Origin of the sequence: Sediminicoccus rosea (genome assembly GCF_033547095.1) — a bacterium.
In the GTDB taxonomy this organism is placed as follows: Bacteria; Pseudomonadota; Alphaproteobacteria; order Acetobacterales; family Acetobacteraceae; genus Roseococcus; species Roseococcus rosea.
The window spans coordinates 4,241,190-4,266,219 of record NZ_CP137852.1 but is presented as its reverse complement, the minus strand read 5'-3'; the positions used below and the strand labels follow the sequence as shown (position 1 = coordinate 4,266,219).

28 protein-coding genes are annotated in these 25,030 nt (G+C 71.0%); 6 read left to right on the top strand and 22 right to left on the bottom strand.

What is annotated here, in order from left to right; genetic code table 11:
* Positions 1-24 precede the first annotated feature (24 nt).
* A complete protein-coding gene (locus R9Z33_RS20550; protein ID WP_318648435.1) occupies positions 25-702 on the top strand; it encodes an RMD1 family protein in 678 nt (225 codons plus the stop codon).
* Here the strand turns inward: R9Z33_RS20550 and R9Z33_RS20545 are convergent.
* The 6 genes from R9Z33_RS20545 to R9Z33_RS20520 all read right to left on the bottom strand — a co-directional run bounded on the left by R9Z33_RS20545 (position 699) and on the right by R9Z33_RS20520 (position 7,929).
* Positions 699-1,547 carry a TauD/TfdA dioxygenase family protein gene (locus tag R9Z33_RS20545; RefSeq protein ID WP_318648434.1) on the bottom strand — a complete coding sequence of 283 codons (849 nt, stop codon included), beginning with the start codon at positions 1,545-1,547 and terminating at the stop codon, positions 699-701. The two genes, R9Z33_RS20550 and R9Z33_RS20545, sit on opposite strands and share 4 nt — an antisense overlap.
* Positions 1,548-1,632: 85 nt before the next feature.
* Positions 1,633-2,595 (bottom strand): Bug family tripartite tricarboxylate transporter substrate binding protein, encoded by a 963-nt coding sequence (locus tag R9Z33_RS20540; RefSeq protein ID WP_318648432.1) that lies wholly within the window; start codon positions 2,593-2,595, stop codon positions 1,633-1,635.
* A 6-nt stretch (positions 2,596-2,601) separates the two neighbouring features.
* Positions 2,602-3,003, bottom strand: coding sequence for a carboxymuconolactone decarboxylase family protein (locus R9Z33_RS20535; RefSeq protein ID WP_318648431.1), 402 nt, complete (start codon positions 3,001-3,003; stop codon positions 2,602-2,604).
* 90 nt (positions 3,004-3,093) lie between these two features.
* On the bottom strand, positions 3,094-6,183 hold the full coding sequence (locus tag R9Z33_RS20530) for an efflux RND transporter permease subunit (RefSeq protein WP_318648430.1): 3,090 nt from the start codon (positions 6,181-6,183) through the stop codon (positions 3,094-3,096).
* Complete coding sequence (locus R9Z33_RS20525) at positions 6,180-7,256, bottom strand: efflux RND transporter periplasmic adaptor subunit (protein WP_318648429.1); 1,077 nt, start codon at positions 7,254-7,256, stop codon at positions 6,180-6,182. Before R9Z33_RS20525 ends, R9Z33_RS20530 begins: the two co-directional genes overlap by 4 nt.
* Positions 7,257-7,320: 64 nt before the next feature.
* Complete coding sequence (locus tag R9Z33_RS20520; protein ID WP_318648428.1) at positions 7,321-7,929, bottom strand: TetR/AcrR family transcriptional regulator; 609 nt, start codon at positions 7,927-7,929, stop codon at positions 7,321-7,323.
* A 125-nt stretch (positions 7,930-8,054) separates the two neighbouring features.
* Between R9Z33_RS20520 and R9Z33_RS20515 the strand changes: the two genes are divergently transcribed.
* Positions 8,055-8,522, top strand: coding sequence for a DUF3237 domain-containing protein (locus R9Z33_RS20515; RefSeq protein ID WP_318648427.1), 468 nt, complete (start codon positions 8,055-8,057; stop codon positions 8,520-8,522).
* Positions 8,519-9,475, top strand: coding sequence for a hydroxymethylglutaryl-CoA lyase (locus R9Z33_RS20510; protein ID WP_318648426.1), 957 nt, complete (start codon positions 8,519-8,521; stop codon positions 9,473-9,475). The genes R9Z33_RS20515 and R9Z33_RS20510 overlap by 4 nt, the downstream gene beginning before the upstream one ends.
* A gap of 19 nt (positions 9,476-9,494) precedes the next feature.
* On the opposite strand, the gene R9Z33_RS20505 is transcribed toward R9Z33_RS20510, so the two are convergent.
* From R9Z33_RS20505 to R9Z33_RS20485, 5 genes are all read right to left on the bottom strand, one after another.
* On the bottom strand, positions 9,495-10,316 hold the full coding sequence (locus R9Z33_RS20505) for an EAL domain-containing protein (protein ID WP_318648425.1): 822 nt from the start codon (positions 10,314-10,316) through the stop codon (positions 9,495-9,497).
* 75 nt (positions 10,317-10,391) lie between these two features.
* Positions 10,392-11,087 carry a hypothetical protein gene (locus tag R9Z33_RS20500; protein WP_318648424.1) on the bottom strand — a complete coding sequence of 232 codons (696 nt, stop codon included), beginning with the start codon at positions 11,085-11,087 and terminating at the stop codon, positions 10,392-10,394.
* Positions 11,084-12,496, bottom strand: a complete 1,413-nt coding sequence (locus R9Z33_RS20495) for a TRAP transporter large permease (protein WP_318648423.1) — start codon at positions 12,494-12,496, stop codon at positions 11,084-11,086. Before R9Z33_RS20495 ends, R9Z33_RS20500 begins: the two co-directional genes overlap by 4 nt.
* A 6-nt stretch (positions 12,497-12,502) precedes the next feature.
* The gene (locus tag R9Z33_RS20490; RefSeq protein ID WP_318648422.1) at positions 12,503-13,222 is read right to left on the bottom strand and encodes a TRAP transporter small permease subunit; all 720 of its coding nucleotides are present in this window, start codon (positions 13,220-13,222) and stop codon (positions 12,503-12,505) included.
* A 72-nt stretch (positions 13,223-13,294) separates the two neighbouring features.
* Positions 13,295-14,431 (bottom strand): TRAP transporter substrate-binding protein, encoded by a 1,137-nt coding sequence (locus R9Z33_RS20485; protein ID WP_318648421.1) that lies wholly within the window; start codon positions 14,429-14,431, stop codon positions 13,295-13,297.
* Positions 14,432-14,585: 154 nt separating this feature from the next.
* On the opposite strand from R9Z33_RS20485, the gene R9Z33_RS20480 reads away from it, so the two are divergent.
* On the top strand, positions 14,586-15,068 hold the full coding sequence (locus R9Z33_RS20480; RefSeq protein ID WP_318648420.1) for a MarR family winged helix-turn-helix transcriptional regulator: 483 nt from the start codon (positions 14,586-14,588) through the stop codon (positions 15,066-15,068).
* Here the strand turns inward: R9Z33_RS20480 and R9Z33_RS20475 are convergent, their stop codons facing one another.
* From R9Z33_RS20475 to R9Z33_RS20455, 5 genes are read right to left on the bottom strand one after another with little or no spacing between them, the layout of a single operon-like run.
* Positions 15,069-15,479: a VOC family protein gene (locus tag R9Z33_RS20475; protein ID WP_318648419.1), complete on the bottom strand. Its 411-nt coding sequence runs from the start codon at positions 15,477-15,479 to the stop codon at positions 15,069-15,071.
* Positions 15,476-16,702: a 3-sulfinopropanoyl-CoA desulfinase gene (gene acdA, locus R9Z33_RS20470; protein ID WP_318648418.1), complete on the bottom strand. Its 1,227-nt coding sequence runs from the start codon at positions 16,700-16,702 to the stop codon at positions 15,476-15,478. Before acdA ends, R9Z33_RS20475 begins: the two co-directional genes overlap by 4 nt.
* Positions 16,703-16,704: 2 nt before the next feature.
* Complete coding sequence (locus R9Z33_RS20465; RefSeq protein ID WP_318648417.1) at positions 16,705-17,385, bottom strand: DUF533 domain-containing protein; 681 nt, start codon at positions 17,383-17,385, stop codon at positions 16,705-16,707.
* Between the two features lie 3 nt (positions 17,386-17,388).
* Positions 17,389-18,303 carry a hydrogen peroxide-inducible genes activator gene (locus R9Z33_RS20460; RefSeq protein ID WP_318648416.1) on the bottom strand — a complete coding sequence of 305 codons (915 nt, stop codon included), beginning with the start codon at positions 18,301-18,303 and terminating at the stop codon, positions 17,389-17,391.
* A 51-nt stretch (positions 18,304-18,354) separates the two neighbouring features.
* Complete coding sequence (locus tag R9Z33_RS20455) at positions 18,355-19,590, bottom strand: MFS transporter (RefSeq protein ID WP_318648415.1); 1,236 nt, start codon at positions 19,588-19,590, stop codon at positions 18,355-18,357.
* A gap of 60 nt (positions 19,591-19,650) precedes the next feature.
* Between R9Z33_RS20455 and R9Z33_RS20450 the strand changes: the two genes are divergently transcribed.
* Positions 19,651-20,424, top strand: a complete 774-nt coding sequence (locus R9Z33_RS20450) for an AraC family transcriptional regulator (protein ID WP_318648414.1) — start codon at positions 19,651-19,653, stop codon at positions 20,422-20,424.
* A 61-nt stretch (positions 20,425-20,485) separates the two neighbouring features.
* The gene (locus R9Z33_RS20445; RefSeq protein ID WP_318648413.1) at positions 20,486-20,671 is read left to right on the top strand and encodes a hypothetical protein; all 186 of its coding nucleotides are present in this window, start codon (positions 20,486-20,488) and stop codon (positions 20,669-20,671) included.
* Positions 20,672-20,708: 37 nt separating this feature from the next.
* Here R9Z33_RS20445 and R9Z33_RS20440 read toward each other — a convergent pair whose 3' ends face one another.
* The 6 genes from R9Z33_RS20440 to R9Z33_RS20415 all read right to left on the bottom strand — a co-directional run bounded on the left by R9Z33_RS20440 (position 20,709) and on the right by R9Z33_RS20415 (position 25,029).
* Entirely contained in the window at positions 20,709-21,056 is a 348-nt protein-coding gene (locus R9Z33_RS20440; RefSeq protein ID WP_318648412.1) for a cupin domain-containing protein, read from the bottom strand.
* On the bottom strand, positions 21,053-21,790 hold the full coding sequence (gene dapB, locus R9Z33_RS20435; protein ID WP_318648411.1) for a 4-hydroxy-tetrahydrodipicolinate reductase: 738 nt from the start codon (positions 21,788-21,790) through the stop codon (positions 21,053-21,055). Before dapB ends, R9Z33_RS20440 begins: the two co-directional genes overlap by 4 nt.
* A gap of 28 nt (positions 21,791-21,818) precedes the next feature.
* Positions 21,819-22,202 (bottom strand): hypothetical protein, encoded by a 384-nt coding sequence (locus R9Z33_RS20430; protein ID WP_318648410.1) that lies wholly within the window; start codon positions 22,200-22,202, stop codon positions 21,819-21,821.
* A 62-nt stretch (positions 22,203-22,264) separates the two neighbouring features.
* The gene (locus R9Z33_RS20425) at positions 22,265-22,555 is read right to left on the bottom strand and encodes a hypothetical protein (protein ID WP_318648409.1); all 291 of its coding nucleotides are present in this window, start codon (positions 22,553-22,555) and stop codon (positions 22,265-22,267) included.
* A 3-nt stretch (positions 22,556-22,558) separates the two neighbouring features.
* Positions 22,559-22,885 carry a hypothetical protein gene (locus tag R9Z33_RS20420; RefSeq protein ID WP_318648408.1) on the bottom strand — a complete coding sequence of 109 codons (327 nt, stop codon included), beginning with the start codon at positions 22,883-22,885 and terminating at the stop codon, positions 22,559-22,561.
* A gap of 89 nt (positions 22,886-22,974) precedes the next feature.
* Complete coding sequence (locus tag R9Z33_RS20415; protein ID WP_318648407.1) at positions 22,975-25,029, bottom strand: sodium:solute symporter family protein; 2,055 nt, start codon at positions 25,027-25,029, stop codon at positions 22,975-22,977.
* Between the last annotated feature and the right edge of the window lies 1 nt (position 25,030).

Sequence of the window (25,030 nt, the reverse complement as noted above, 5' to 3'; positions counted from 1 at the left end):
ACGGGGGGCGGCGCGGATCCGGTGATGCTGGCCGGCGGCACGCACCCGGCCTTCGCCTTCCGCTGGGGGGCGCTGGTCACCTTCGAGGCGAGCGCGGCCGAGCAGGCGGCGCTGCTCGCCCAGCTCCGGGGCCGGATCGCCAATCCGCTGCCCGCCCCGCTGACCGAGACCGCCCGCGTCTCGGGCGGCGCCGAGCGGGACGAGGTGAGCGAGACGGGGGAGATCCGGCTGATGGAGCTCTCCGCCCCGCGCCTCGGCCTGCTGGCCGATGTGCTGGCGAAGAGCGCGGCCCTCAGCCATCAGGAAATGGCGCTGGCCCGCACGCTGGACGGGATGGAGCCGGTGGTGGCGCGGCTCAGCGCGCAGGGGCGGCTCGGCTTCCTCTCGCGCGGGCTGATGCGCGCGATCGGCGCCGCACTCGCCGCCCGCGGCCGCGCCAATGCCCGCATCCAGGCCGCCGACAAGCCCGACCTGCTCTGGGAGCACCCCGAGCTGGAGCGCCTGCACCAGCGCCTCAGTGACGAATTCGAACTGCCCGAGCGCTGTGCCGCGCTGGAACGCAAGCTCGTCATGGTGGGCGAGATCATGCAGACGCTGCTCTCGCTCATCCAGGGCCAGCGCTCGCTGATGCTGGAGATCGCGGTCGCCTCCTTCATCGCCATCGAGGTGGTGGCGACGCTCTACGGGCTTCTCTTCCGCTAGGCCGCGCCGGCCACCGTCGTGCGGAACATGAGGCGCTGATACTTCTCGTGGTCGAAGAGGCTCGCCGTGTGCAGGGTGCAGCGGTTGTCCCAGATGACGAGGTCGCCGGCGCGCCACTGGTGCCGATAGACGAATCGCTCCTGCGTCGCGTGGTCCATCAACGCCTCGATCAGGGCGGCGCTCTCCTCCACGCCCATCCCCTCGATGTGGCTGATCACGGCGGGGCAGAGGAACAGCGAGCGCACGCCGCTCACCGGATGGGTCCGCACCAGCGGATGCGCGACGGGCGGGAAGGCGCGGCGCTTCGCCTCGTCCATCGGCGCGCGGCCCGGCGTGTGGCGGCGGTTCCACTCGCTGAGGGTGTAGAGACAATGCACGCCGCGCAGCCCGGCGATCCGCGCCTTCATGGCCTCCGGCAGGGTCTCGTAGGCGGCGACGGCGTCGAGGAACCAGGTCTCCCCGCCCTCGGGCGGGCAGATCGCGCCATAGAAGAGCGAGGCGGCGCTCGGCACCTCGCGGAAACTGCTGTCGGCGTGCCATTGCTCCACGCCGCGCGCGAAATTCGCGGTGATGCCATCGGCCGCGTAATTGCCGACGCAGAAGATCTCCGGGTGCCGCGGATGCACGGCGCTGGCGGCGGCGTGGTGCTCGAGCGGCCCCATGCGCCGGCTGAAGGCGACCTGCGCCGCGGGGTCATTGGGCACGTCGCGGACCAGCAGGACGTGATGTTGGTGGAAGGCATCGAGGAAGGCGTCGAACGCCGCCTGCGGCACGTCGCCCGCGATGCGAAGCCCCGAGATCTCCGCGCCGAAGCCGGAATCGAGGGGGCGGATGGTCAGGCTCATGGCATTCTCCGGGCGCTGCGCCGGATGACGGGCGTGCCGCGTCTGCCGGCGGCTCGCGCCATCATGGGCTCGGCGCGCGATGCGTTCAATCCAGCCGGATGCCGAGGCCCTGGATGATGCCCGACCAGCGCGTCAGCTCGGTGGCGGTGAAGGCGGCCAGCTCCTCGGGGCCGAGGAAGGTGACATAGGTGCCGGCCTCCTGCGCCTTGCGGCGGAATTCGGCGGTCTCGGTCACGCCCTGGATGTCGCGGGAGAGGCGCAGCACCGCCTCGCGCGGCGTGCCGGCGGGCGCATAGATCCCGAACCAGGCCTCCAGCTCGAAGCCCGGCAGCCCGGCCTCGGCCGTGGTGGGCAGGTTGGGCAGCATGGGGTGGCGCGCGCGGCCGGTCTGCACGATGGCGCGCACGGCGCCCGTCTGGATCTGCCCCATCACGGCGGGCGGCGTGGTGATGATCATGTCCACGCGGCCCGCGATGATGTCGCTCATCGCCGGGCCTGCGCCGCGATAGGGCACATGCACCATCTCCGTCCCCAGCGCCTGGGCCAGCATGGCGCCGCCGAGATGCTGGATGGAGGCGACGCCGGAGGAGGCGTAGGTGACGCGCCCCGGGTTGCGGCGGATGTAGGCGGCCAGCTCCGCCATGTCGCGCGCCGGCAGGTCGGGGCGGATCACCAGCACGTGCGGCGCCGTCAGCAGGAGCGCGACGGGCGCGAAGCTGCGGATCGGATGCCAGGCGAGCTCCCGGAACAGCGCCGGGTTCGCCACATGCGTGCCGGAATAGGCCAGCAGCAGCGTGTAGCCATCGGGCGCCGCGCGCGCGACGAAGGAGGCCGCGACATTGCCGCTGCCGCCCGTGCGGTTCTCAACCGGCACGGATTGCCCGAGCGGCCCGGCCAGGCCCTCCGCCAGCAGCCGCGCGGTGAAATCCCCGCCGCCGCCCGGCGCGCCGGGGACGATGAGCGTCACGGGGCGGCTCGGGAAGCGCTCCTGCGCCTGGGCCGGCAGCGCGAGCGTGGCGCCCAGCAGGGCGGTGCGGCGGGTGAGCATGTGCCTCTACCCCTCGTTGAAGGTCACGCCGCGCGCGCGCAGCTCATCCATGATCTCCGCCAGGTGGTGATAGGCCGTGTTGGTGACGGGGAAGCCGCAATAGATGGATTGCTGCAGCAGCAATTCCTTGATGTCGGACAGCGCCATCTGCCCTTCCAGCGCGGCGCGGAGATGCATGCGGAACTCCTCCCAACGGCCGAGCGCCATCATCGTGCCCATGACGAGGATGCGGCGCGTGCGGTGGTCGAAGCCCGGGCGCGTCCAGATCTCGCCCCAGCCGAAGCGGGTGATGAAATCCTGGAACTCGCGGTTCAGGTCGGTGATGCGCGCATTGGCGCGGTCCACATGGGCGTCGCCGAGCACGGCGCGGCGCACCTTCATCCCGGCTTCGTAGAGGGGATCGGTCATGGCATGTCCTCCGCGCGGCGCGGTTCGTCCCGCGCCGCTTTCCCCGGAGGCTGCGCCCCGCCGCTTCGCGGAGTCAATCGCGCGCTGCGCTCACTCGGCGGGAACTGGCTTCGGCCGCAGCGGCGCCGGCTGCTGCGCCGCGGGCTTCTTGCGCCAGGGCAGGGCGAGGGCATGCAGCGCCGGCACCAGCAGCAGCGTGGCGAGCGTGGCCACGCTCAGGCCGCCGATCATCGCGATCGCCATCGGCCCCCAGAAGACCGATTGCGTGAGCGGGATGAAGGCCAGGATGGCGGCGAGCGCGGTCAGGATCACCGGCCGCGCGCGGCGCACCGTGCTGCCGATGATCGCCTCGCGCAGTTCGATCCCCGCTTCCAGATCCTGCTGCACCTGATCCACCAGGATGAGCGTGTTGCGCATGATCATGCCGGCCAGCGCGATCACGCCCAGAAGTGCCACGAAGCCGAACGGCGCGTTCATCAGCAGCAGCGCGGCCGCCGCGCCGGGGATGCCCAGCGGCGCCGTCGCCATGACAAGGCCCATGCGCCCCAGATGCCGCAATTGCAGCATGAGCAGTGCCATCATCACCGCGACCATGACGGGGAAGAGGGCGAAGAGGCTCGCATTGGCCTTGCCCGACTGCTCGGTGGCGCCGCCCACTTCCAGCCGGTAGCCGGGCGGCAGGCTCGCGATGAAGGGCGCCAGCACCGGCATGGCCGCGGCTGTCACGTCGGGCGCCTGCAAGCCTGGCTGGATGTCGGAGCGCAGCGTGATGAAGGGCTCGCGATTGCGGCGCCAGAGGATCGGTTCCTCCATCACCGGCGAAAGCCGGGCCACCTGCGCGAGCGGCACGGGCCCGCCCGGTGTCGCGAGCGAGAGATCGCCCAGGCGGTCCAGTGCGGCGCGCTCCTCCGGCACGGCGCGCAGCCGCACCTCCACGCCGCGCGTGCCCTCGCGGATGGTGGTGGCCGTCACACCCGAGAGCAGCGTGCCCATCGAGGTGGCGACAGCCTGTGGCGAGAGGCCGAGCTGCGCGATGCGCTCGCGGTCCAGCTCCAGGCGCAGCGCGGGCGCGAGTTCGCTCCAGTCGGTCTGCACGTTGCGCGTGCCGGCGACGCCGCGCAGCAGTGGCATCGCCTGATCGGCCAGGCGGCGCAGTTCCATCGGATCGGGACCGACGATGCGGAACTGCACAGGGAAGGGCACGGGCGGGCCGAAATCCAGGCGCGAGACGCGCACCCGCGCCTCGGGGAAGGCGCCGGATTCCTCCAGCGCGATCAGCCGCTCGCGCAGCGCCTCGCGCGCCGCCACATCGCGGCTTTCGATGATGATCTTGGCGAAGGCCTCGTTCGGCAGGTCGGGGTTCAGCGCCAGGAAGAAGCGCGGCGCGCCGGCGCCGAGATAGGTGGTGAAGTGCGAGACGTCGAAATCGTCGCGCAGCGTGGCCTCGATGCGCTTGGCCACCGCGTCGGTCGCGGCGAAGCTCGCACCTTGGCGCAGGTTGATGTCCACCAGCAATTCCAGGCGCTGCGAGGCCGGGAAGAACTGCTTCTTGGTCTTCGCCATGCCGAACATGCCGCCGGCCAGCACCACCAGCATCACCACCAGCAGGGTGATCCGGTGGTCCACGCACCACTCCACGCCGCGCCGCAGCGCGCGATACATGCGCGTGTCATGCGCATCATGCGCCAGATTGTGCGGCACGGCCTTGAGCAGCTTGGCGCCGAGCCAGGGCGTGAAGGTGACGGCGACCAGCCAGCTCGCCACCAGCGCCGCCCCCACCACCCAGAAGATGCCGCCCGCATATTCGCCCGAAGTGGAGGCCGCGAAGCCGACCGGGATGAAGCCCGCGACGGTCACCAGCGTGCCGGTCAGCATCGGCCCCGCCGTGCTGGTCCAGGCGAAGCCGGCCGCGCGCGTTCGCTCCCAGCCCTGTTCCAGCTTCACCGCCATCGCCTCGATCGCGATGATCGCGTCATCCACCAGGAGGCCGAGTGCGAGGATCAGCGCACCGAGCGAGATGCGCTCCAGCTCGGTGCCGCGCCACACCATGAAGAGAAACACGAAGGAGAGCGTGAGCGGCACGGCAAGCGCCACGATGATCCCCGCGCGGAATCCGAGCGAGAGGAAGGAGACGAGCAGCACGACGCCCAGCGCGGCGGCCAGCTTCACCAGGAATTCGTCCACGCTCTCGCGCACGATGTGCGGCTGGTCGGCCACCGCATCCAGGCGGAGGCCCGCCGGCAGTTCGGTGCGGATGCGCGCGAGTTCGGCCTCCAGCCCCGCGCCCACGCGTAGCACATCCTGCCCCGGCTGCTTGGTCAGCCCGATCAGCACGGCGGGCTCGCCCAGGTGGCGGATGGCGCGCTCCGGCGGGTCGGCGAGGCCACGGCTGATGCGCGCGACATCACCGAGCCGGATGGTGCGGCCCTCGGCCGAAAGCGGCAGCGCCGCGATGCTGTCCATGCCGTCCAGCCCCTCGGGCAGGCGGAGATTGACGCGCGTGCTGCCGGTCTCGACCGTGCCGGCGGGGGTCACGGCATTGTGCCGCGCCAGCGCATCCAGCACGGATTGCGGCGTGATGCCGAGGGTGGCGAGACGCGCATGGCTGATCTCGACCTGGATGCGCTGCGGCTGCTCGCCGAACAGCGTCACCTTCTCGATGCCGGGCAGGCGGCGCAGCCGGTCGCGCAGGCGCTCGGCCTGGCGCACCAGTTCAGCATTGTCGGCGCCGCGCAGGGCCAGCACGGCGGAGAAGACGTCGGAATATTCATCGTCGAAGAAGGGGCCCTGCACGCCCGGCGGCAGGGTCTGGCGCATGTCGCCCACGCGCTTTCGCACCTGGTACCAGAGGCCCGCCACGGCGGCGGGCGGCGTGTCATCGCGCAGCGTGACGGTGATGGTGGAGACGCCGGGGCGCGAGAAGGTCTGCAGCACATCGAGCCAGGGCAGTTCGGCGAGCTTGGCTTCGATCCGGTCGGCCACCTGGTTCTGCATCTCCTCGGCGGTCGCGCCGGGCCAGGCGGCGGAGACGATCATCACCTTCACGGTGAAGGCCGGGTCCTCGGCGCGGCCGAGCTTTCCCCACGCCCAGGCGCCGGCCAGCAGCAGCAGGATCATGGCGAAGAGGGTGAGCTGCCCCTGGCGGATCGCCCCTTCTGAGGGGTTGAAGCGGCCCATCATCGCATCGCCCCCGCGAGGCGCGCCTCGACGGGCCGGACGCGGCTGCCAGGGTCGAGAAGCTGCGCGCCCATGGCCACGATGCGCGTGCCCGCGGGCAGGTCTGTGCGGATGGTCGCCATGCTCTCGGACAGGCCGAGCACCGTGACCGGCGCCGCCTCGATGCGGCCCTGCTCCGTCAGGCGCCAGACCATGGGCCCCTGGCCGCGGTCATGCAGCGCGGAGAGCGGGATGCGCGCGCCGGGGGCGCTGCTCTCGGCCGCGAGATGGATGGTCGCCGTCATGCCGAGGCGCGCCCAGTCCGGCGCATCCGGGATGGAGAAGCGCGCGGCATAGGTGCGCATGTTGGCGTCGGCCTGGGCCGCCACCTCCCGCAGCTGGACGGGCAGCGCCACCTCGGGCCGTGCCCAGAAGCGGGCGGTGGCCCGCGCGGCGCCGATCGCATTCTCCGGCAGCTGCACCAGCACCTCGCGCTCGGCGGGATCGGCGAGGCGCAGCACGGGGGCGCCTTCCGCCACCACCTGCCCGGCTTCGGCCAGGATGGCGGTGACGCGCCCACCAGCGGGCGCGCGCAGCTCGGCATAGTCCAGGCGGTTGCGGGCGAGGTCGCGCTGGGCGCGGGCGGCGGCCAGGCGCTGCGTCGCGGCCCGCGCCGTCGCCTCGCGCTGCTCATGGAAGGCGGCGGCGACATGCCCGGCCGAGACCAGCGCGCGGGAGCGGCCGGCGTCATTCACCGCCTGGGCGGCGGTCGCTTCGGCGGAGAGGACATCGGCCTCGGCCGCGCGCAGGGCCAGTTCCAGGTCGCGCGGGTCGAGGCGGAAGAGCACCTGGCCGGGGGTGACCTCGGCGCCCAGGTCCACCAGGCGCTCGGCGATGCGGCCGCCCGCGCGCAGCGCCACATCCGCCTCGCGCCGGGCGCGCACCACGCCGGTGAAGCTCGGGCCCGCATCGGCCGGAAGGTGCCGGATTTCCGCCACCTGGACGGGGCGGGGCGGCTCCTCGGCCGGGGGGGCGGCGGTCTTCGCCTCCGGCAGGCAGGCGGTCAGCAGCAGGAGGAGGAGGGGCGAGGGACGCATGGCATGGCTCCGGAATCGGAGCCATAATGACTATTCACTGACGAAAATCAATAATCATCATGATTCAGTTTCGCGCGACCCCCGCCAGCAGCAGGTCCAGTGCCGCCTGTTGCTGCTGGCCCAGCCCCTCCGGCGTCTCGCCGCGGCCCAGGCAATCCTCCAGCAGGATCGGGTGGGTCCAGAGCAGCAGGCATTGCTTGAAGCTCATGGCAGTGGCCGCGGGGTCGAGCGCGCGGAAGGCGCCGCTGGCCATCCCCTCGCGCAGCAGCCCCTCCCACACCGCCAGGACGCGGGCGATGAAGCCCTCGATCACGCCCCAATGCTCGGTCATGGCCGCGCCCACCATGTCGTGCATGCGCTTCTCGGCGAAGAACAGCTCCACATCGCGGCGGAAGAGATGCGCGGCGGTGGCGCGCATCCGCTCCGCCGGCGTGCCCGGGCCGGCCGCCAGGGCCTCCAGTTCCGTCCCGATCGTGTCCAGCAGGCGGTGGGTGATGGCCTCGTTGATCGCGCTCTTGGAGGGGTAGAAGCGATACACATTGGCCGGCGACATCGCGCAGGCCTTGGCGATGTCCGCCACGGAGGTCTTCTGGTAGCCGATCTGCCGGAACAGCGCTTCCGCCGCATCGGCGATGCGGGCGCGTGTCGCGCTGTGCGGGTCCATGACGTTCATGGGGGGTCCCTGAGAGAAATGAGAAAAATTCTCAGGCAAAATGGGGTCGCATGGCCCTGCGCCGCAAGCCTCTTGCGGAACGGTCCCGTCCGGGCATGCTGACCCCAAACCCTGGAGGACCTTCCATGCCGCTCCCGCTCGTCACCGAATATCTCTTCTCGATGGACATCACCGTGGGCGCGCCCCAGATGGCCGGCAAGGGCCCGGACGGGCATGACCTCCGCATCGTCCCCGTCACCGGCGGCACGGTGAGCGGCCCGGCGCTGCAGGGCGAGGTGCTGGGCGGCACCGCGGCCGACTGGCTGCGCGTGGAGGCCGACGGCACCGCGCATATCGACGTGCGCCTCACCATCAAGGCGGCCTCCGGCAGCCTGGTCTATGTGCAATATGCCGGCATCCGCACCGGCCGGCCCGAGGTGCTGGCGCGGCTGGGCGGCGGCGAGGCGGTGGACCCCTCCGAGTATTACTTCCGCACCGCGATGCGCTTCCAGACCGGCGCGCCCGACCTCGCCTGGATGAACCGCATCATCGCCATCGGCACCGGCCAGCGCCCGCCCTCGGGGCCCCGCTACGACGTTTACGCCGTGCGATGAGCGACCTGCCCGCCCGCGTCGAGATCACCGAGGAAGGCCCGCGCGAGGGCTTCCAGATCGAGCCCGGCCCGATCGCGACGGCCGACAAGATCGCGCTGATCAATGCGCTCTCGGCGACGGGCGTGCCGCGCCTGCAGGTGGCGAGCTTCGTGAGCCCGAAGATCGTTCCCGGCTGGGCGGATGCGGAGCAGGTCGTCGCCGGTTTCACCCCGCGCGCGGGTGTCGCCTATACCGCGCTCTGGTTCAACGCGGCGGGCCTCGCCCGCGTGCAGGCCTTCGCGGACCGGCTGACCATCGAGGGCTCGATCACCGTCACCGGTTCCGAGGCCTTCACGCGGCGCAATCTCAACCGCAGCCATGCCGAGCAGCTGGTGGCGCAGCGCCAGCATGTGGCGAGCCACCAGGCGGCGGGTGTGCCCATCACGCGCGTCTCGGTCCAGGCCGCCTTCGGCTGCAATTTCTCGGGCGCCGTCCCCACCGCGCAGGCCATGGCCGCGCTGTCCGACGCCATGGCGATCGCCGCCGAGACCGGCTGCACGGTGGAGAAGATCTCGCTCGCCGACAGCATGGGCTGGGCCAATCCCCTGCTGGTGGAGCGGCTGGTGGGCGCGGTGCGGGAGAAATTCCCGGGCCCCAAGCTCTCGCTGCACCTGCATGACACGCGCGGCCTCGGCATCGCCTGCGCGGCGGCCGGGCTGCGGCTCGGCGTCTCCGCCTTCGACGCCGCGGTGGCGGGGCTTGGTGGCTGCCCCTTCGCGGGCCATCCCGGCGCGCCGGGCAATATCGCGACCGAGGAGCTGGTCTTTCTCTGCGAGGAGATGGGCGTCGCGACCGGCGTGGACCTGGATGCGCTGATCGAGGCGGCGAAGCTGGCCGAGCGCATCGTCGGCCACAGGCTGCCTTCCAACCTGCTGCGCAGCGGCGGCCTCGCGGCCTTCCGGCGGGCCGCCTGAGCGGCCGCTGCCGCGGCGTTCAGCCGCCCGGCGCGGCCTGGGCGCAAGCCGCCCCGCCCCGGGCGGACCAAGCGTGCGGCGGGATCACCGGCGGCGGGCAGGCCGGGTGGGTGAGGCTCGCCAATGCCGGCCGGCCGAGCAGGTAGCCCTGCATCAGCTCCACGCCCATGTCGCGCAGCACCGCGTATTCGCCCGGCGTCTCCACCCCCTCGCAGATCGCGGTGATCTCCAGCTCGTCCAGGATGCGCAGGGTGCCCCGCAGGATGGTCCGCTTGGCGCGGTCGGTGTCGAGGCCCTGCACCAGCGCCATGTCGATCTTCACGATGTCCGGCTGGAACTTGGACAGGAGGCCGAGCCCGGCATAGCCCGCGCCGAAATCATCGATCGCGGTCCGGAAGCCCATCGCCTTGTAGGCACGCAGGATGTTGATCAGGTGCGCGGTGTCCACGCTCTCGGATTCGGTGAATTCGAAGATGATCCGGTCGAGCGGCAGGCCATGGCGCAGCGCGGTGGCGAGGGTCAGGCGGATGCAGGCCTTGGGCTCATAGACCGCATTGGGCAGGAAGTTGACGGAGAGCGCGGCGTCGGTTTGCGCGAGGCCCAGCCGGGCCGCCAGCGCGATGGCGGTGGTGCGGCAGATCTGGTCGAAGGCGTAGCGGTTCCCCTCGGTGACATGGGCCAGCACCTCGGCCGCCCCCGCGCCATCCGCGCCGCGCACCAGCGCTTCCTGCGCGAAGACCCGCCCGGTGCGGGTGTTCAGGATGGGCTGGAACGCCATGGTGATCGCATGGTCGAAGGCCGCGCCGTCACGGCAACCCGGGCATGTCGTCTCGGTCCTCATCTCGCTCTCCGGCCTCGCGGAGCGTGAGGGGTAGCCGCCGGAGATTGACAAAGCCCTTCCGGGCGCGCGGTGCGGCTAGCCCAGCACCGCCGAGATCCGCCCCACGGGCGAGACCGCCGCGGCCCATTTCTGCCCCGCCACGGGCGGCGAGCCGGTGGCGAGCCCGGCCACCACCAGCACGGCGCCGGCCGGCAGCGCGCCCCAGCGCAGCGCCTCCTCCCCCGCCTGGCGCATGAGGTTGGCGAGCGGCGCGCGCAGCGGGCGCGGCCTTGCGCCGGTCAGGCCAATCCGCGCCTCGCCATCCTCGGGCAGCGTGCCGATCCAGCGCTTGCCGACGAGCACGAGGCCAAGGCCCCCCAGATCCGCCACCTGGTGCGCCGCATCCGCCGCGCCCGACGTGTAGCGCGTGGCCGCGATGTCGAGCACGGGATGATAGGCCGAGAACACCGGCTCGCCCGCCTCGAAGGGTTCCGCCAGCACGCCGAGGAAGCCCGCGGAGATGCGCGGGCTGCGCAGCGCCGAAAGCGCCACCGGGGTGCCCACGCGCAGCATGCGCGGGGCCAGCAGCGGCGCGGAGAGCATGCTCAGTCCATCCGGCCCGGGGGCCAGGCGCACGCCGCAGACCGGCAGGCCCAGCGCCTCGACCAGCTCCGCCGCGATCGCCTCGCCCGCGGCGATATCGGCGGGCGCGAGATCCTCGGGGAAGGGGGCGAGGGAGTGGCCCGTCTCCCAGGCCTCGCCCAGGAACTTCGCCGCTTCGGTCGCGCTCATCGCAGCGGCGGGAGCTCGGGCATCTCCTCCTCCTGGAAGCCGCCCTCGGGCGGAGATTCCATCGAGACGGCGGGCGGGCCGGCGTCACCGCCATAGAGCTGCTCCGGCAGCCAGGTGACCAGGCCCGGGAAGGCATAGACCATCAGCATGGTGAAGACGACGATGTAGATGAAGGGCATGCAGCCCTTGAAGATGTCCTCGATCTTCACGTGCTTGGGCGCGACACCCTTCAGGTAGAAGGCGGCCATGGCGACCGGCGGCGAGAGGAAGCTCGTCTGCAGGTTCAGTGCGATGAGGATGCCGAAGAACAGCGGGTCCACGCCGAAATCATCCAGCAGCGGCAGGAAGATCGGCACGAAGATCACGATGATCTCGGTCCATTCCAGCGGCCAGCCCAGGACGAAGATGATGGCCTGCGCCAGAAGCATGAAGGTGAAGGTGTTGAGCGGCAGGCTCTTCACGAACTCCTCCACCACGCCCTGGCCGCCGAGATACCCGAAGACCGAGGAGAAGATGTAGGAGCCGACGAAGAGCCAGCAGACCATGGCGCTGGTGCGCGCCGTCAGGAACACGCTCTCCTTCAGCTTCTGGAAGCTGAAGGAGCGATAGGCGACGGCGAGGATGATGGAGCCGAGCGAGCCCATCGCCGCCGCCTCCGACGGCGTGGCGAGGCCCATCAGGATGGCGCCCAGCACCATGGCGATCAGCAGGGCCAGCGGGAAGAAGCTGGTCAGCAGCGCCCAGACCAGCTGGCCGAAGGGCACCTTCACCGCCTCGGGCGGCAGGCGGGGGGCCACTTCCGGCTTGAGGATGGCGATGCCGATCGCATAGGCGATGTAGAGACCGGCCAGCGTGATGCCGGGGATGAAGGCCGCGGCATAGAGCTGCACGACCGAGACGCCCGCCGTGGCGCCATAGAGGATCAGCATGATGGAGGGCGGGATGAGGATGCCCAGGCAGCCGCCCGCGCAGACCACGCCGGCGGCGAGCTTCACGTCATAGCCCGCGCGCAGCATGGCGGGAAACGCCAGCAGGCCCATCAGCGTGACCACGGCGCCCACGATGCCCGTGGCGGTGGCGAAGAGCGCGCAGGTGGCGAGTGTCGCGACGGCGAGCGAACCGGGGATGTTGCCGGAGGCCATCTGCAGCGCGCGAAACAGGCGGTCCAGGATGTTCGCGCGTTCGATGATGTAGCCCATCAGCACGAAGAGCGGCACGGAGATCAGCACGTCGCTGCTCATCACCGCATAGGTGCGCTGGATCAGCAGGTCGAAGACGCGCTCGCCCATGCCGAGATAGCCGAAGAACAGGCCCATCGCCATCAGCGTGAAGGCGATGGGAAAGCCCAGCAGGATGAAGAACAGGAACAGCAGAAGCTGCGTCAGGCCAAGGCCGGCATCGGAGATCATGGTGGTTTACCGTCCCTTGGTGGAGAGGGCCGCGTCGGCGTTTTCCGCGAGTTCGCGGGCGAGTTCCTCGGGCGACTTCTCGGCCGCCTTGGCGAGGATGATCTGGTCGAGCTCCTCCACGTCGGAGAGGCGCTGCGGCCACTCGCCCGAGCGGATGGCCCGCACGCAGCGGACCACCTCGACCAGGCCCTGCAGCAGCATGATGAAGCCGACGACGGGGATGATGCCTTTGAACGGCCAGATGATCGGGCCCGAGGGCGAGAACATGCTGCGCTCGTTCTGGATCCAGCTCAGCTCGAAGAAGTGCCAGCCAGCCACCATGAAGGCGAAGATCGCGGGGAAGAAGAACAGGATGTAGAGCAGCAGGTCGAGCATGGCCTGCCGGCGCGCGGGCATCATGCGGTAGAGGAAGTCGCCGCGCACATGGCCGTTCCGGCTGAGCGCATAGGCGCCCGCGAACATGAACAGCGTGCCGTAGAGCATGTACTGCACGTCGTAGCCCCAGTTGGTGGGGGCCGAGAAGAAGCGGCGCGCGATCACCTCATAGGTGATGGCCGCCGTCAGCAGCAGGATGGTCCAGGAGAAGGTCTGGCCGATCAGCGTGGAGAAGCGGTCCACGGCCAGGAGGGCCCGGCTCACCACCTCATTGGTGGAGAACGCGATGCCGATGATGAGCGCCACGACGACGAGGCCGGCGAGGCCGCCTGTCACTAAACTGTCGGTCATGTTCATCTTCCCCGATACAAAACCGGCCCGGTGAGGCGAGCTCACCGGGCCGGGTGCTGGAGTTCCGTCCGCTCAGCCGCGGGCGAAGAAGTGATTGTAGGAGACCACCGGGCTCACCTGGTAGCGCAGCATGAAGTTGCCGACGCGGCGGCACCAGTCGCGCTGGCTGTCGCACACCTTCTTGAAGAAGGGGCCGGCGGCCGGGCTGCTGTTGTCGGCCTCCTGGCGCTCGATCACGCGGTTCCAGGCCTGGAGCTGGGCGTCCAGGATGGGGCGCGGCGTGGGGCGCACGTTCACGCCCTGGGTCTGCGACATGGCCAGCAGATCACGCGAGTAGCGGTCCTGCAGCTTCCACGACATGTCGGCCGAGGCCGCCTCGGCGCAGTGGCGCAGCAGGGCCTGGTTCTCGGCCGGCAGGGCGTCGAAGCGCTGGCGGTTGAACAGGATCTCGAAGCATTCCACCGCCTGGTGGTAGGACTGGATGTAGTAGTTCTTCGCCACATCCGGGAAGCCGAGGACGCGGTCGGAGGAGGGGTTGTTGAACTCCGCCGCGTCAATGACGCCGCGCTCCAGCGCGGGGACGATCTCGCCGCCCGGCAGCGCCACGACGGCGGCACCCATCTCCTGGAAGAGGTCGGTGGCGAGGCCCACCGTACGGTAGCGCAGGCCGCGGATCTGCTCGGCGCGCTCGATCGGGTTGCGGAACCAGCCCAGCGGCTGTGTCGGCATCGGGCCGGACATGAAGCCGACGGCGTTCATGCGCAGCGTGTCGTGCATCAGCTCGCGATACAGGGCCTCGCCGCCGCCATAGTAGAACCAGCCGAGCAGCTGGTTGGCATCGCCGAACCAGGGCGGCGTGGTGCCGAAGAGCGAGAAGGCGCGGTTGCGGCCGAACCAGTAGGCCGAGACGCCATGGCCGCCATCGAGGGTGCCGGCATGCACGGCATCGAGCAACTGGAAGGCGCCGACCACGGCACCCGCGGCCAGCAGCTCAAGGCGCAGGCGGCCGCCGGCCATCGCGTTGACGCGGCTGACATAGTCGCCCGCGAATTCATGGAAGATGTCGCGCTGCGGCCAGGTCGACTGGAAGCGCAGGGTCACGGTCTGCGCGCGGCTGACTTGCGGCGTGGCCAGGATGGCGGCGCCCGTGGCGGCAACAGCGGAGGCCTTCAGCAGGCCACGACGGCCGGCATTGGTTGATTCGGTCATCATTTCGCTCCCATGCGTCACGCCGCGTTTGCGGCGCCGTGCGCGTGGCCTTAACCAAAGGTGCATCGTTATGCAATGCTGGAGTTGCGGGGCTTCGCGGCCTTGACTCTTGCCTGCGGACAGCGCAACGAAGCAGGCCAAATGCCGGGGTCCGATGAGCGAAATCCTTGAACCCGCCAGCCTTGTCGTGCGCCGGCCGCGGCCTGCGTCGCGCGCTCCGGAGTATTGCCTGGACGCCTCGGCCGGCCATCTCCTGCGCCTCGCACACCAGCGCTACCAGGCCATCTTCCAGGATCGCGCCCAGGGCCTCGGCCTCACCGGCCCGCAATTCGCCACCCTCGTCCGGCTTTCGCAGATGGGCCGCGCCACCCAGAATCACCTGGGCCGGCTGGCCGGCATGGACTCCGCCACCATCCAGGGCGTCGTCCGCCGCCTGATCGCGCGCGGCTTCATGCGCACCGCGAGCGACCCGATGGACCGCCGCCTGCGCGTGCTGACCATCACGCCCGAGGGCGAGGCGGTGGTGCGCGAGGGGCGGGAGGCCGGGATGCGCGCCAATGACGCGCTGATGGCCCCGCTCTCGGAGCGCGAGCGCGAGCAGCTCGTCACCCTGCTCCGGCGCCTCTCGCCCGGCTGATCAGACGGCCGGCCTGAGGGAAGGCCAGTCCGGCCGCTCGAAGCGCTGCACCTCGATCGTGTAGCCGGCCGGATCGTTGAAGAAGAAATGCGTGATCCGGTAGGCCTCGGAATAGGTCGGCGCCATCGGCAGGGCCACGCCCTTGGCCGTGAGGAAGGCGTGCCAGCCCTCCACATCCTGCGTCACCAGCGTGAAGACCACGCCGCCCACCACGCGCGGATTCTCCGAGGCGCGCGGCGCGCGGGCCCGGCAGACGCCGACGAAGGCGCGCGTGCCGTCAATGCCGTAGATCCGCACGCTGCCCTGGTCCTGCACCAAAGGCAGTTCCAGCACCTCCTCGTAGAAGCGCCAGCATTCCTCCGGGTTCTCGGCGTAGAGGAAGGTGACCTGCTGATCGAGCGCGGGCCTCATTCGGCGGCCAACTTCGCGGCCTCGTCCATGGCGAGCCGCAGCATGCCATCCCGCGTCTGCGGCAGCTTGCGGCCGAGCAGCTGCTCGGCGACCTGGTTGCGCAGGATCTGCGCGGTGCCGCCCGCGATGGGGAACATCCGCGCATCGCGCACCGCGCGCTCCATCGGGTTCTCGCGCGAATAGCCGGCGGCCCCCCAGAGCTGCAGCGCCATGTTCGTGACCTCGACCGCGCTGTCGGCGGCCAGCACCTTGGCGCGCGCGGCCATCAGGCGATCGGGGAAGCCATTGGGGCCGGCACTCGCCGCCGCCTGCCAGATCAGCGCGCGGCTGGCTTCGAGCTTGATGGACATGTCGGCCAGCATCCAGCCCAGGCCCTGGAATTCCGCGATGGGCCGGCCGAACTGGCGCCGCTGCTGCACGAAATCCAGCGCGCGGTCATAGGCGCCGGCGGCGATGCCGAGTGCGGCCGTGGCCGCGCCGACGCGCTGGCCGTTATAGGCGTCCATCAGCTTGCCGAAGCCGCGCTTGAATCCACCCGGCGCACGCAGGACCATGTCGTCCGCCACCTCCAGGTCACGGAAATGCAGCTCCGCCTCGGGCATGCCGCAAAGGCCCATGGAGGGGATGCGCTTGTGCACCACCAGGTTCGCCGGATCATTCGCCCCGTTACGGACGACCAGGAAACCGCCGATGCCCTGCTCCACGCCATCCTCGATGGCGCGGGCGAAGATCAGGTGCAGCTTCGAGACGCCGCCGCCGGTGATCCAGTGCTTCACGCCGTTGATGATCCAGCGGTCGCCCTTCTTCACGGCCGTTGTCGTCATCTCGCTGGCGGCGGAGCCCGCCTCGGGCTCGGTGATGCAGATGGCGGGCTTGTCGCCGGCCAGCACCAGATCGGCCGCGATGCGCTTCTGGGCGGGCGTGCCATAGGCCATGATGGCGCCGATCGCGCCCATGTTCGCCTCGACCGCGATGCGGCCGCAGACGGCGCAGCCCTTGGCCATTTCCTCCACGACGAGCACGGCATCCAGGTAGGAGGCGCCCTGGCCGCCCCATTCGCGCGGCACGGTCATGCCCATGAAGCCCGCCCGCGTCATCTTCTCGACCATCGGCCAGGGGTATTGCGTGCTGCGGTCCGTCTCTGCGGATTGCGCGAAGGCGTCCTTGGCCAATTCGCGGGCCGCGTCGCGGATCCGCGCCTGGGCCGCGTTGAGCGTGAACATGGTCATTTCCCCAATCTGTCCTCGATGGCCTTGCGGGCCGCGGGTTGCAGCTTCAACGCCTCGCCGAGGCGGTCGAGCCAGGCGCGTTCCTGCGCGCTGATCTCACCCGCCGCGGCGAAGGCGGCCGCGTAAAGTTGCGCGCGCAGAATGGGGTCCCGCGCGGCATCGGACAACTGCTCGACCGTCGCCGGATGGTCGAAATCCGCCAGCACCTGGTCGCGTTCGGCGGCACTCAGCCCCGCCGCGTCGAGCTGGGCGGCAATGGCCTGGCGTTCCGCGCGGTCCACCACGCCATCGGCGCGGGCGGCGGCGATCATGGCGCGCAGCAGCAGCCGCGCTTCCGCATGCTCGGCCGAGGGCGGCGGCGGCGCCTTGGGCACCACCTCCGGCAGGCGCCGGGCGGGAGGCGGCGCGGGGGGCGGCGTGGGGGAGGGGGCCGGCGCGGGCGCCCGGCCGGCGGGCGATGTCTTCTGCGGCGCGGGCGCGGGCGGGGTGTTCGATTTGGACAGCGCCTCGGCCGCGATGGTGGCGAGTGCGCCCAGCGCCCGGCCCACCTGCCGCGTCTCGGCCTGGGTCATGCCGAAGGGGCCGCTGCCGCCGCGCCGCGTGGCGCTGCCGGCCCGCCGCCGCGGCGGTTGCGCGGCGCCGCCGAGCACCGCGCCGAAGATGCGTCCGAGGTCCATCCCTTACTCCAATCCGGCCGCGATGGCCTGCGCGAGGGCGCGGAATTCCGCCGCGCGCGGGCTGCGTGGGCGCCAGGCGAGCGCGAGGGTCCGCGCCGGCACCGCCTGCCCCGGCATATCCGCCAGCATGGGCCGGACGACAAGGTCCGTGCCTCCCAGCACGCCGCCTTCCACGGCCAGGCTCGGCAGCACCGTCACGCCGAAGCCGCCCGCCACCATGTGCACCAGCGTGTGCAGCGAGGTGGCGGCGAAGCCGCCGGAGGACATGCCACGCGGCAGGCCGCAGGCCTCCTGCGCCTGGGCGCGCAGGCAATGCCCATCCTCCATCAGCAGCACGCGCTCGCCCGCCAGCGCGCCGAGTGGCACCTCGGGCAGCGCGGCCAGCCGGTGGCCAGGCGGGAGCGCGAGCAGGAAGGGGTCGGTCGCGATAGGCTCCAGCTCCGCCCCCGCGCAGTCGCACGGCAGCGCCAGCAGCAGCAGGTCCAGCCGCGCCGCCTCGAGCTGCGCCATCAGCCGCTCCGTCGTCTCCTCGCGCAGGATGAGCTGCAGCCGCGGGAAGGCGGCGCGCAGCGCGGGCGTCAGGCGCGGCAGCAGGAAGGGGGCGATGGTCGGGATCAGCCCCAGGCGCAACGTGCCCGAGAGCGGGTCGCGCGCCGTCTCCACCGCCTCCGTCACGGCCTCCAGCGCGGCCAGCGCCACGCGCGCCTGGGCCAGCACCTCGAGGCCGAGCGGCGTGAAGATCGGCCGCTTGGTGGCGCCGCGCTCGATCAGGGTCGCGCCCAATTGCCGCTCCAGCGCCAGGATGCCGGCCGAGAGGGTGGATTGCGTCACGGCGCAGGCCTGGGCGGCGCGGCCGAAATGCCCATGCTCGGCGAGCGCCGTGAGGTAGCGGAGCTGCTGGGGCGAGGGGAGCGTCATCCGCGGCCATCCTTGGTCCCGCCAGGCATGGCCGGTCAAGCGCGGCGGGCGCTACTCCGCCGGGGTGGCGGCCGGGGCGGGGGTGGCGGCGCGGCTCCAGAGCTCGGGCTGCAGTTCCTCCGGCCGGTTCGGGAACCAGAGCGCGCAGGCCAGGGTGATGGCGGCCACACCTGCCAGCACCACCATGGCGAGCGCCATGTCGCCCGTCGCCTCATGCAACAGGCCCACCAGCGGCGAGGCCAGCGCGGCGCCCAGGAAGCCCACGGTGAAGCGGATGGAATAGAGCTTGGCGCGCAACTCGGGCGCGACATAGCGCGCCGTCATCGTCTCGTTCACCGTCACCTGGCCGAAGATGGCGGCGGCGACCATGGCGGAGATGGGCAGCACCGCCCAGCCATCGAGGAAGGAGAGCGCCAGCAGCCCCGGCACCTGCACGATGGCGAGCGGCATGAAGACCGACTTCAGCGTGCGGCGATCGATCATCTGGCCGACCGTGTATTGCGTCACGCCGCCGCAGATGGTGGCGAGGAAGGCGAGCAGCCCCACCACGGGCAGCAGGTCCGGATTGTTGGCCAGCCGCTCCTGCATCAGCTTGGGCAGCAGCAGGGTGTAGGCGTTGAAGACGAGGCCGGAGACGGTTGCGATCATCAGCAGGGAGATCACCGCGCGGCGCACCACATCGGCCGGGATCACGGGGAAGGGGCGGGTCTGCACGCCGGCCTTCTTCGCGTCGAAGGGCGGCTCGCGCAGGTAGAGCAGGCCCACGCCCATGCAGACCAGGCCCGGCACCACGAAGGCGTAGCGCCAGCCGAATTGCGCGGCGAGGAAGGCCGTCACCACCGGCGCGAGCGCCACGCCGAGGTTGCCGAAGACGCCGTTGATGCCCATGGCGCGGCCCACGCGGTCGCCCCCCGCCTCCGCGATGATGGCGGTGCCGATCGGGTGATAGATGGCCGAGAAGGCGCCCATCATGGCCAGCGCCACGGCCAGCCCCCAGGGCCCGGCCACGAGGCCGGCCAGCGCCATGCCCGCGCCCGAACCCAGGAAGAAGGCGCCCATCATCGCCTTGCGGCCGAAGCGGTCGGCCAGCCAGCCCATGGGCAGCGCGCCCAGGCCATAGAGCACGAACATGCCGGTGCCGAGCGCCAGGATCGGCCCGTATTCGCCGCCGAAGGCCTCTTCCTGCTGCACCATGGCGAGGACGGCGGTAGCCAGCACCAGCAGGCCGTAATGCGTGAAGGTGTGGGCGGCGTTGATGAAGCAGATCTGGCGCGTGGCGGGAGTCATGGCATTTCCTTTCCAGGATCGGCAGGCTAGCCTGTCTGTCCAGCAACGCCAGGACGATCCATGTCGCTGATCGGCCAAAACCTCCGCACCATCGCGCATGAGCAGGTAGACCGCCCGCTCGCCGGCTTCTCGCGCGACTACGCCGAGGGCGAGGCGACGGGCTGGCACGCCCATGCACGGGCGCAACTGCTCTACGCGACGCAGGGGGTGATGCGCGTGGGCACGCCGGGGGCGGATTTCGTGGTGCCGCCGGGCCGGGCGCTCTGGGTGCCGGCGGGCCTCAGCCACGAGGTCCGCACCGAGGGGCGCGTCGCCATGCGGGCGCTCTTCTTCCGGGCCGACGCGGCGCGGGTGGGGGAGGCGGGGCCGGCCGTGCTTGGCGTCTCGGCGCTGCTGCGGGAACTGATCCTGGCCGCCTGCGCCGAGCCGCTGGAGTGGGACGAGGCCGGGCGCGGCGGGCACCTCGCCGCGCTGATCGCGGAGGAGGTGGCCCGTGCGCCGCGCCTGCCCTTCGGCGTGCCCGCCCTGCGCGACCCCAGGCTCAGGCGCCTGGCCGAAGCGCTGGCGGCCGACCCGGCGAGCGACCTCAGCCTCGAGGAATGGGCGGCGCGCTGCGGCGCCAGCGCGCGCACGCTGGCGCGGCTTTTCCAGGCCGAGACGGGGATGGGCTTCGCCCGCTGGCGGCAGGCGCTGCGCCTGACGGAAGCGGCCGCGCTGCTGGCCCAGGGGGCGACGCCCGCACGCGCGGCGGCGGCCGTCGGCTATGCCAGCGCGCCGGCCTTCGGCGCCGCCTTTCGTGCCGCCTTCGGCATCACGCCCGGCGAGGCGCGGTAGCGCCCGGCCGGCTTTGGTGGCACACCCAAGATGTGAATCAGCCGCTCAGCGACGCCCCCGCATGGACCCGATGATCCGCTGGGCCATGCGCCTGGCCCAATGGTTCCGCAACCCGCCCTCCCGCCGCCACGCGATCCTCATGGCGGTGGTGCTGGCCTGCTGCGTGGCGCTGGTGCTGGTGGAGCGCTTCATCGGCTGGCCAGCCTGGGCGACGCTGGGGCAGCCGGCGCCGCGTATGGTCCGCTAGGGCAGGTCGCGTCGCTGTGGAATCGCCGCAACGCGGCTCACCCCCCCGGCCGCCCCGCGCCGGCTTCACCATCGGGCGGGCCGTAGAACATCACCCAGGCGCCAAGATCCCCGGAGAAATCCTCGAAGCGATGCGGCACATGGGCGGGGACGAAGATCGCGTCCCCGGGGCCGAAGGGCAGGCGCTCCTCGCCGCGGCGGAACCAGCCGCGGCCGGTGACGATGACATAGACCTCGTCCTGCGCATGCGGCGCCTGCAGGTCCTCGCCGCGCGGGGCATACCAGCGCAATTCCAGGCTGCCCTGGCCGAAGATGCGGGCGGAGATCCGGCCGGGCTCGGGCGGCGCCGCCTGGGCCTCGGCCAGCGGGAAGACGAAGCGGCTCACCCGAGGCCGAGCACGTCGTTCATCGAATAGAGGCCGGGCGGGCGGCCCTTCAGCCATTGTGCGGCGCGCACCGCGCCCGTCGCGTAGGCGCGGCGGTCGAAGCTGCGATGGGTGAGGGCGATATGCTCGGAGCCCGCGGCGAAGAGCAGCGTGTGCTCGCCCACCACCTGGCCGCCGCGCAGCGCGGCGAAGCCGATGGTGCCGGTGCCGCGCGCGCCGGTATGCCCGTCACGCCCCGACTCGCGGCCCGCCTCCTCCAGCGTGGTGCCGCGCCCGCGGGCCACGGCGCGGCCCATGGCGATGGCGGTGCCCGATGGCGCATCCACCTTCTGCCGGTGATGCATCTCGACGATCTCGGCGTCGTATTGCGCGCCGGGCAGGGCGGCGGCCAGCTTCTCGGCGATGGCGATGACAAGGTTCACGCCCGTCGCGAAATTGGCGGCATAGACGATGGGCGCGCGCGTCGCGGCCTCGGCCACCGCCGCTTCCTCCGCGGCCGAAAGGCCCGAGGAGCCCAGCACCAGCCCGCGCCCCAACTCGGCCGCCAGCGCGGCATGGGCGGGCGCGCTGTGCGCATGGGTGAAGTCGATCACCACCTCGCTCTTCTCGAAAAGCGCGCGGGGATCATCGCCCCGCCCGGTGCCGCCGGTGAGGGTGCAGCCCGCGGCCGCCACCTCCTCGGCCAGGAGCTTGCCCATGCGGCCGGCGATGCCGGCGATGCCGATCTGTGTCATCCGCGTTTCATGCCATGGCGGGGCCCGATCATCCAGGGCGCAGCAGCCAGAAGAACAGCGCGATGGCCCAGAGCATCACCGCCGTGACGGCCACGCGCTCGGCGTGCCAGGCGAGGCGCGCGCGCAGCACGGCGACGATCTGCGCGCGGTTCACCTCGGCGCTGAGCCAGTTGGCCGGCACGCCCGCGCCGCGCAGCATGGCGTAGACCTCGGTGTGGCGGATGTTGCGGCGCGGCGCGCGCCAGGCGGCGAGGGCGAGGCCCACGGCCAGCACGGCGGTGATCTCGGCGCCCGTGCGGAAGGCCAGCACCGGGTCGAAGGAGAGGGAGAGCATCACCGTGACGGCGCCGAGGCCGACAAAGGCACAGGCCCGGCGGATGGAGATGTCGGCGAAGGCGTCCAGGCGATCCATGCGGTGCTCCCCATGCGGTCTTCCGGGCCGGGAGGCTGCCATCCTACACGCAGGGGTTGCAGTCAGCGCAAGCCGAACAGCACCAGCAGCACGGCGGCGCCCAGCCAGACCCACATGGCGTTCACGAGGCTGAGTCCCATCCGCTCGGCGATGGCGCCAGGCACGGCGGAGAGCAGCAGCGTGCCGGTCGAGACCATCAGGCTCGCGCCATAGAAGATGGTCTCCCGCGTGGCGGGCATCATCTCGGGCATCCAGACCGGGTGGAGGTGCCAGGCGACGGCCAGCATGGGCGAGATGAAGCCGTTGATCAGGCAGACGGAGACGATGGTGACGAAAAGACCCTGCGGTGTCATGGCTCAGCCCCCCGTCGCGGCCGGCGCCAGGCGGGGCGCCCAGCCGGCGGAAATCATGAAGATGCCGAAGAGCATGCGCAGGCCAAACAGCCAGCACATCGCCACCAGCGGCAGGTACATCGGCGCCACATAGCTTGGCACCAGGCGGGCCGCGCACCAGACCGCCCAGTCGCTCAGCACGCGGAAGCCGCGCCAGATGTAGTTGGGGCTCTCGGGCGGCAGGAAGAAGCTCATCATGAAGCGGCCGAGGCAGGCCCAGGCCGTCAGCGCCAGCGTGTAGGTGACGAGCCAGAAGGGCAGGTGCCCGAAGACGAAATGCGGCTGATCCATGGGTCCTGGCGCTGCGAAGGGTGTTCGAAAAAAGATGGGGCGGCCGCGCTGCCGCGGCCGCCCCTGTTAGCCCAAGATCGGGCTTCTGTTTACTCCACCGCCTCGCGACGGTCGGCGAGGCGGACGCCGCCGCGCGGGATGCGGATGTCCTCCACGAAGTTCTGCATCGCCTGAGACGGGGCGGTGGTGAACTTCGAGACCAGGTAGATGGTCAGGAAGGAGAGCGGCACGCCGAACACGCCGCCCGAGATGTTGTTCAGGCCCCAGAGGCGCCCGACCACCCGGCCGCGCAGGACCACATGGTCCGTCGGCAGGCCCGAACCGGCCCAGAGCGAGCCGAACCAGGCCAGCGAGCCGTCCTGGATCGCCGAGGCATTGGCGACGAGGCCGGCCGCATAGGCCTTCAGCTCGGCCGAGGCCATGGGCAGGGCGGCCGTCGCGGTGGCGGCGCGCAGGATCGCCTCCTTCGTGCCGAAGGTCTGCATGAAGCTGAGGCCGAAGAACTCGGACCAGATCAGGTAGAAGAAGGTCACGAGGTAACCGACCGCCATGCCCCAGCAGGCGCCGGCATTGGTCGTCTTCTTATACCAGACGCCCATCACCAGCGCGCCGAAGAGGCCCGCCGCCGCGATGGAGAAGGCCCAGGCGACGAGGAACAGGATGTCCGCGCCCATGGAGCCCGCCGTCCAGGCCGCGGCCACCGCCACGATCAGGAGCAGCACGCGGGAGATGACCAGGCGGCGGGCCGTCGGCGCGTCGCGGTTGATCATCTTGTAGTACACGTCGTGGCTGAGCGCGTTGGCCAGTGCCAGCAGCAGGCCGTCGGCGGTGGAGAGCGCGGCGGCGAGGCCACCGGCGGCCACCAGGCCCGCGATCACGTAGGGCAGGCCCGCGATTTCCGGCGTGGCGAGCACCACGACGTCCGGATGGATGCGGAAGTCACCCCACTGGACGATGCCGTCGCGGTTCACGTCCACGATGTTGATCCAGGGCGTGCCGTAGGGCGAGATGATCTGCCAGTTCTTGATCCACTCCGGCAGGTTCGCGATCGGCTGGCCGATCACGGTCTGGTAGATTTCCAGCTTGCCGAAGGCCGCATAGGCCGGCGCCGTGAAGTACAGCAGGAAGATGAAGAACAGGGACCAGGCGACCGAGGCGCGGGCTTCACGCACGGACGGCGTGGTGAAGTAGCGCATCAGCACGTGCGGCAGGGCCGCGGTGCCGACCATGAGGCAGAAGATCAGCGCGAAGAAGTTGACCGCCGCGTTCATGCTGAACTGGCCATTGGCGCCGATGAAGGGTGCCGTATGCCAGCCGGTGACACCCGGCGGGGGCGTCATGCCGGCGGCGCGGAAGCCCGCCTCCAGCACCTCGATGCGCTCCAGCGCGAGCCCGTACATGAGCTGCGGGATGGGCACGCCCGAGATCTTCACCGACATCAGGATCGCCGGGATCAGATAGGCGATGATGAGGATGATGTACTGCGCCACCTGGGTCCAGGTCACGGCGCGCATGCCGCCCAGCATGGAGCAGACCAGGATGCCGGCCAGGCCCAGGAAGACCGCGACCGTGAAGGAGACGTCCAGGAAGCGCTGGGTGATGATGCCCACGCCCACGATCTGCGCCACGACGTAGACGAAGGAGGCGGTGATCAGGACGATGACGCCGATGGAGCGCGCCCAGTTGCCGCCGAAGCGCGCACCCAGGAAGTCCGGCACGGTGTACTGGCCGAACTTGCGCAGGTAGGGGGCGAGCAGGATGGCGACGAGCATGTAGCCGCCGGTCCAGCCCAGGATGAAGGCGAGGCCGCCATAGCCGAGCGCATAGAGGCTGCCCGCCATGCCGATGAAGCTGGCCGCCGACATCCAGTCGGAGCCGGTGGCCATGCCGTTGTAGATGGCCGGCACGCGCCGCCCCGCCACGTAGTATTCGGAGGCGACCTGGGTGCGGCTGATGATGCCGATATAGGCGTAGACGCCGATCGTCAGGAAGACGAAGAGGTAGCCGATGATGCGATCGGGCACGCCCATCTGCTCAAGAATGCCGAGCAGCACCACGAAGAAGGCGAAGCCGCCCGTGTAGCCGACATAGATCTTGTTCAGATTGGCGATGAAGGGGTCCTTGGCCCCGGTGGCGTCAGCCATC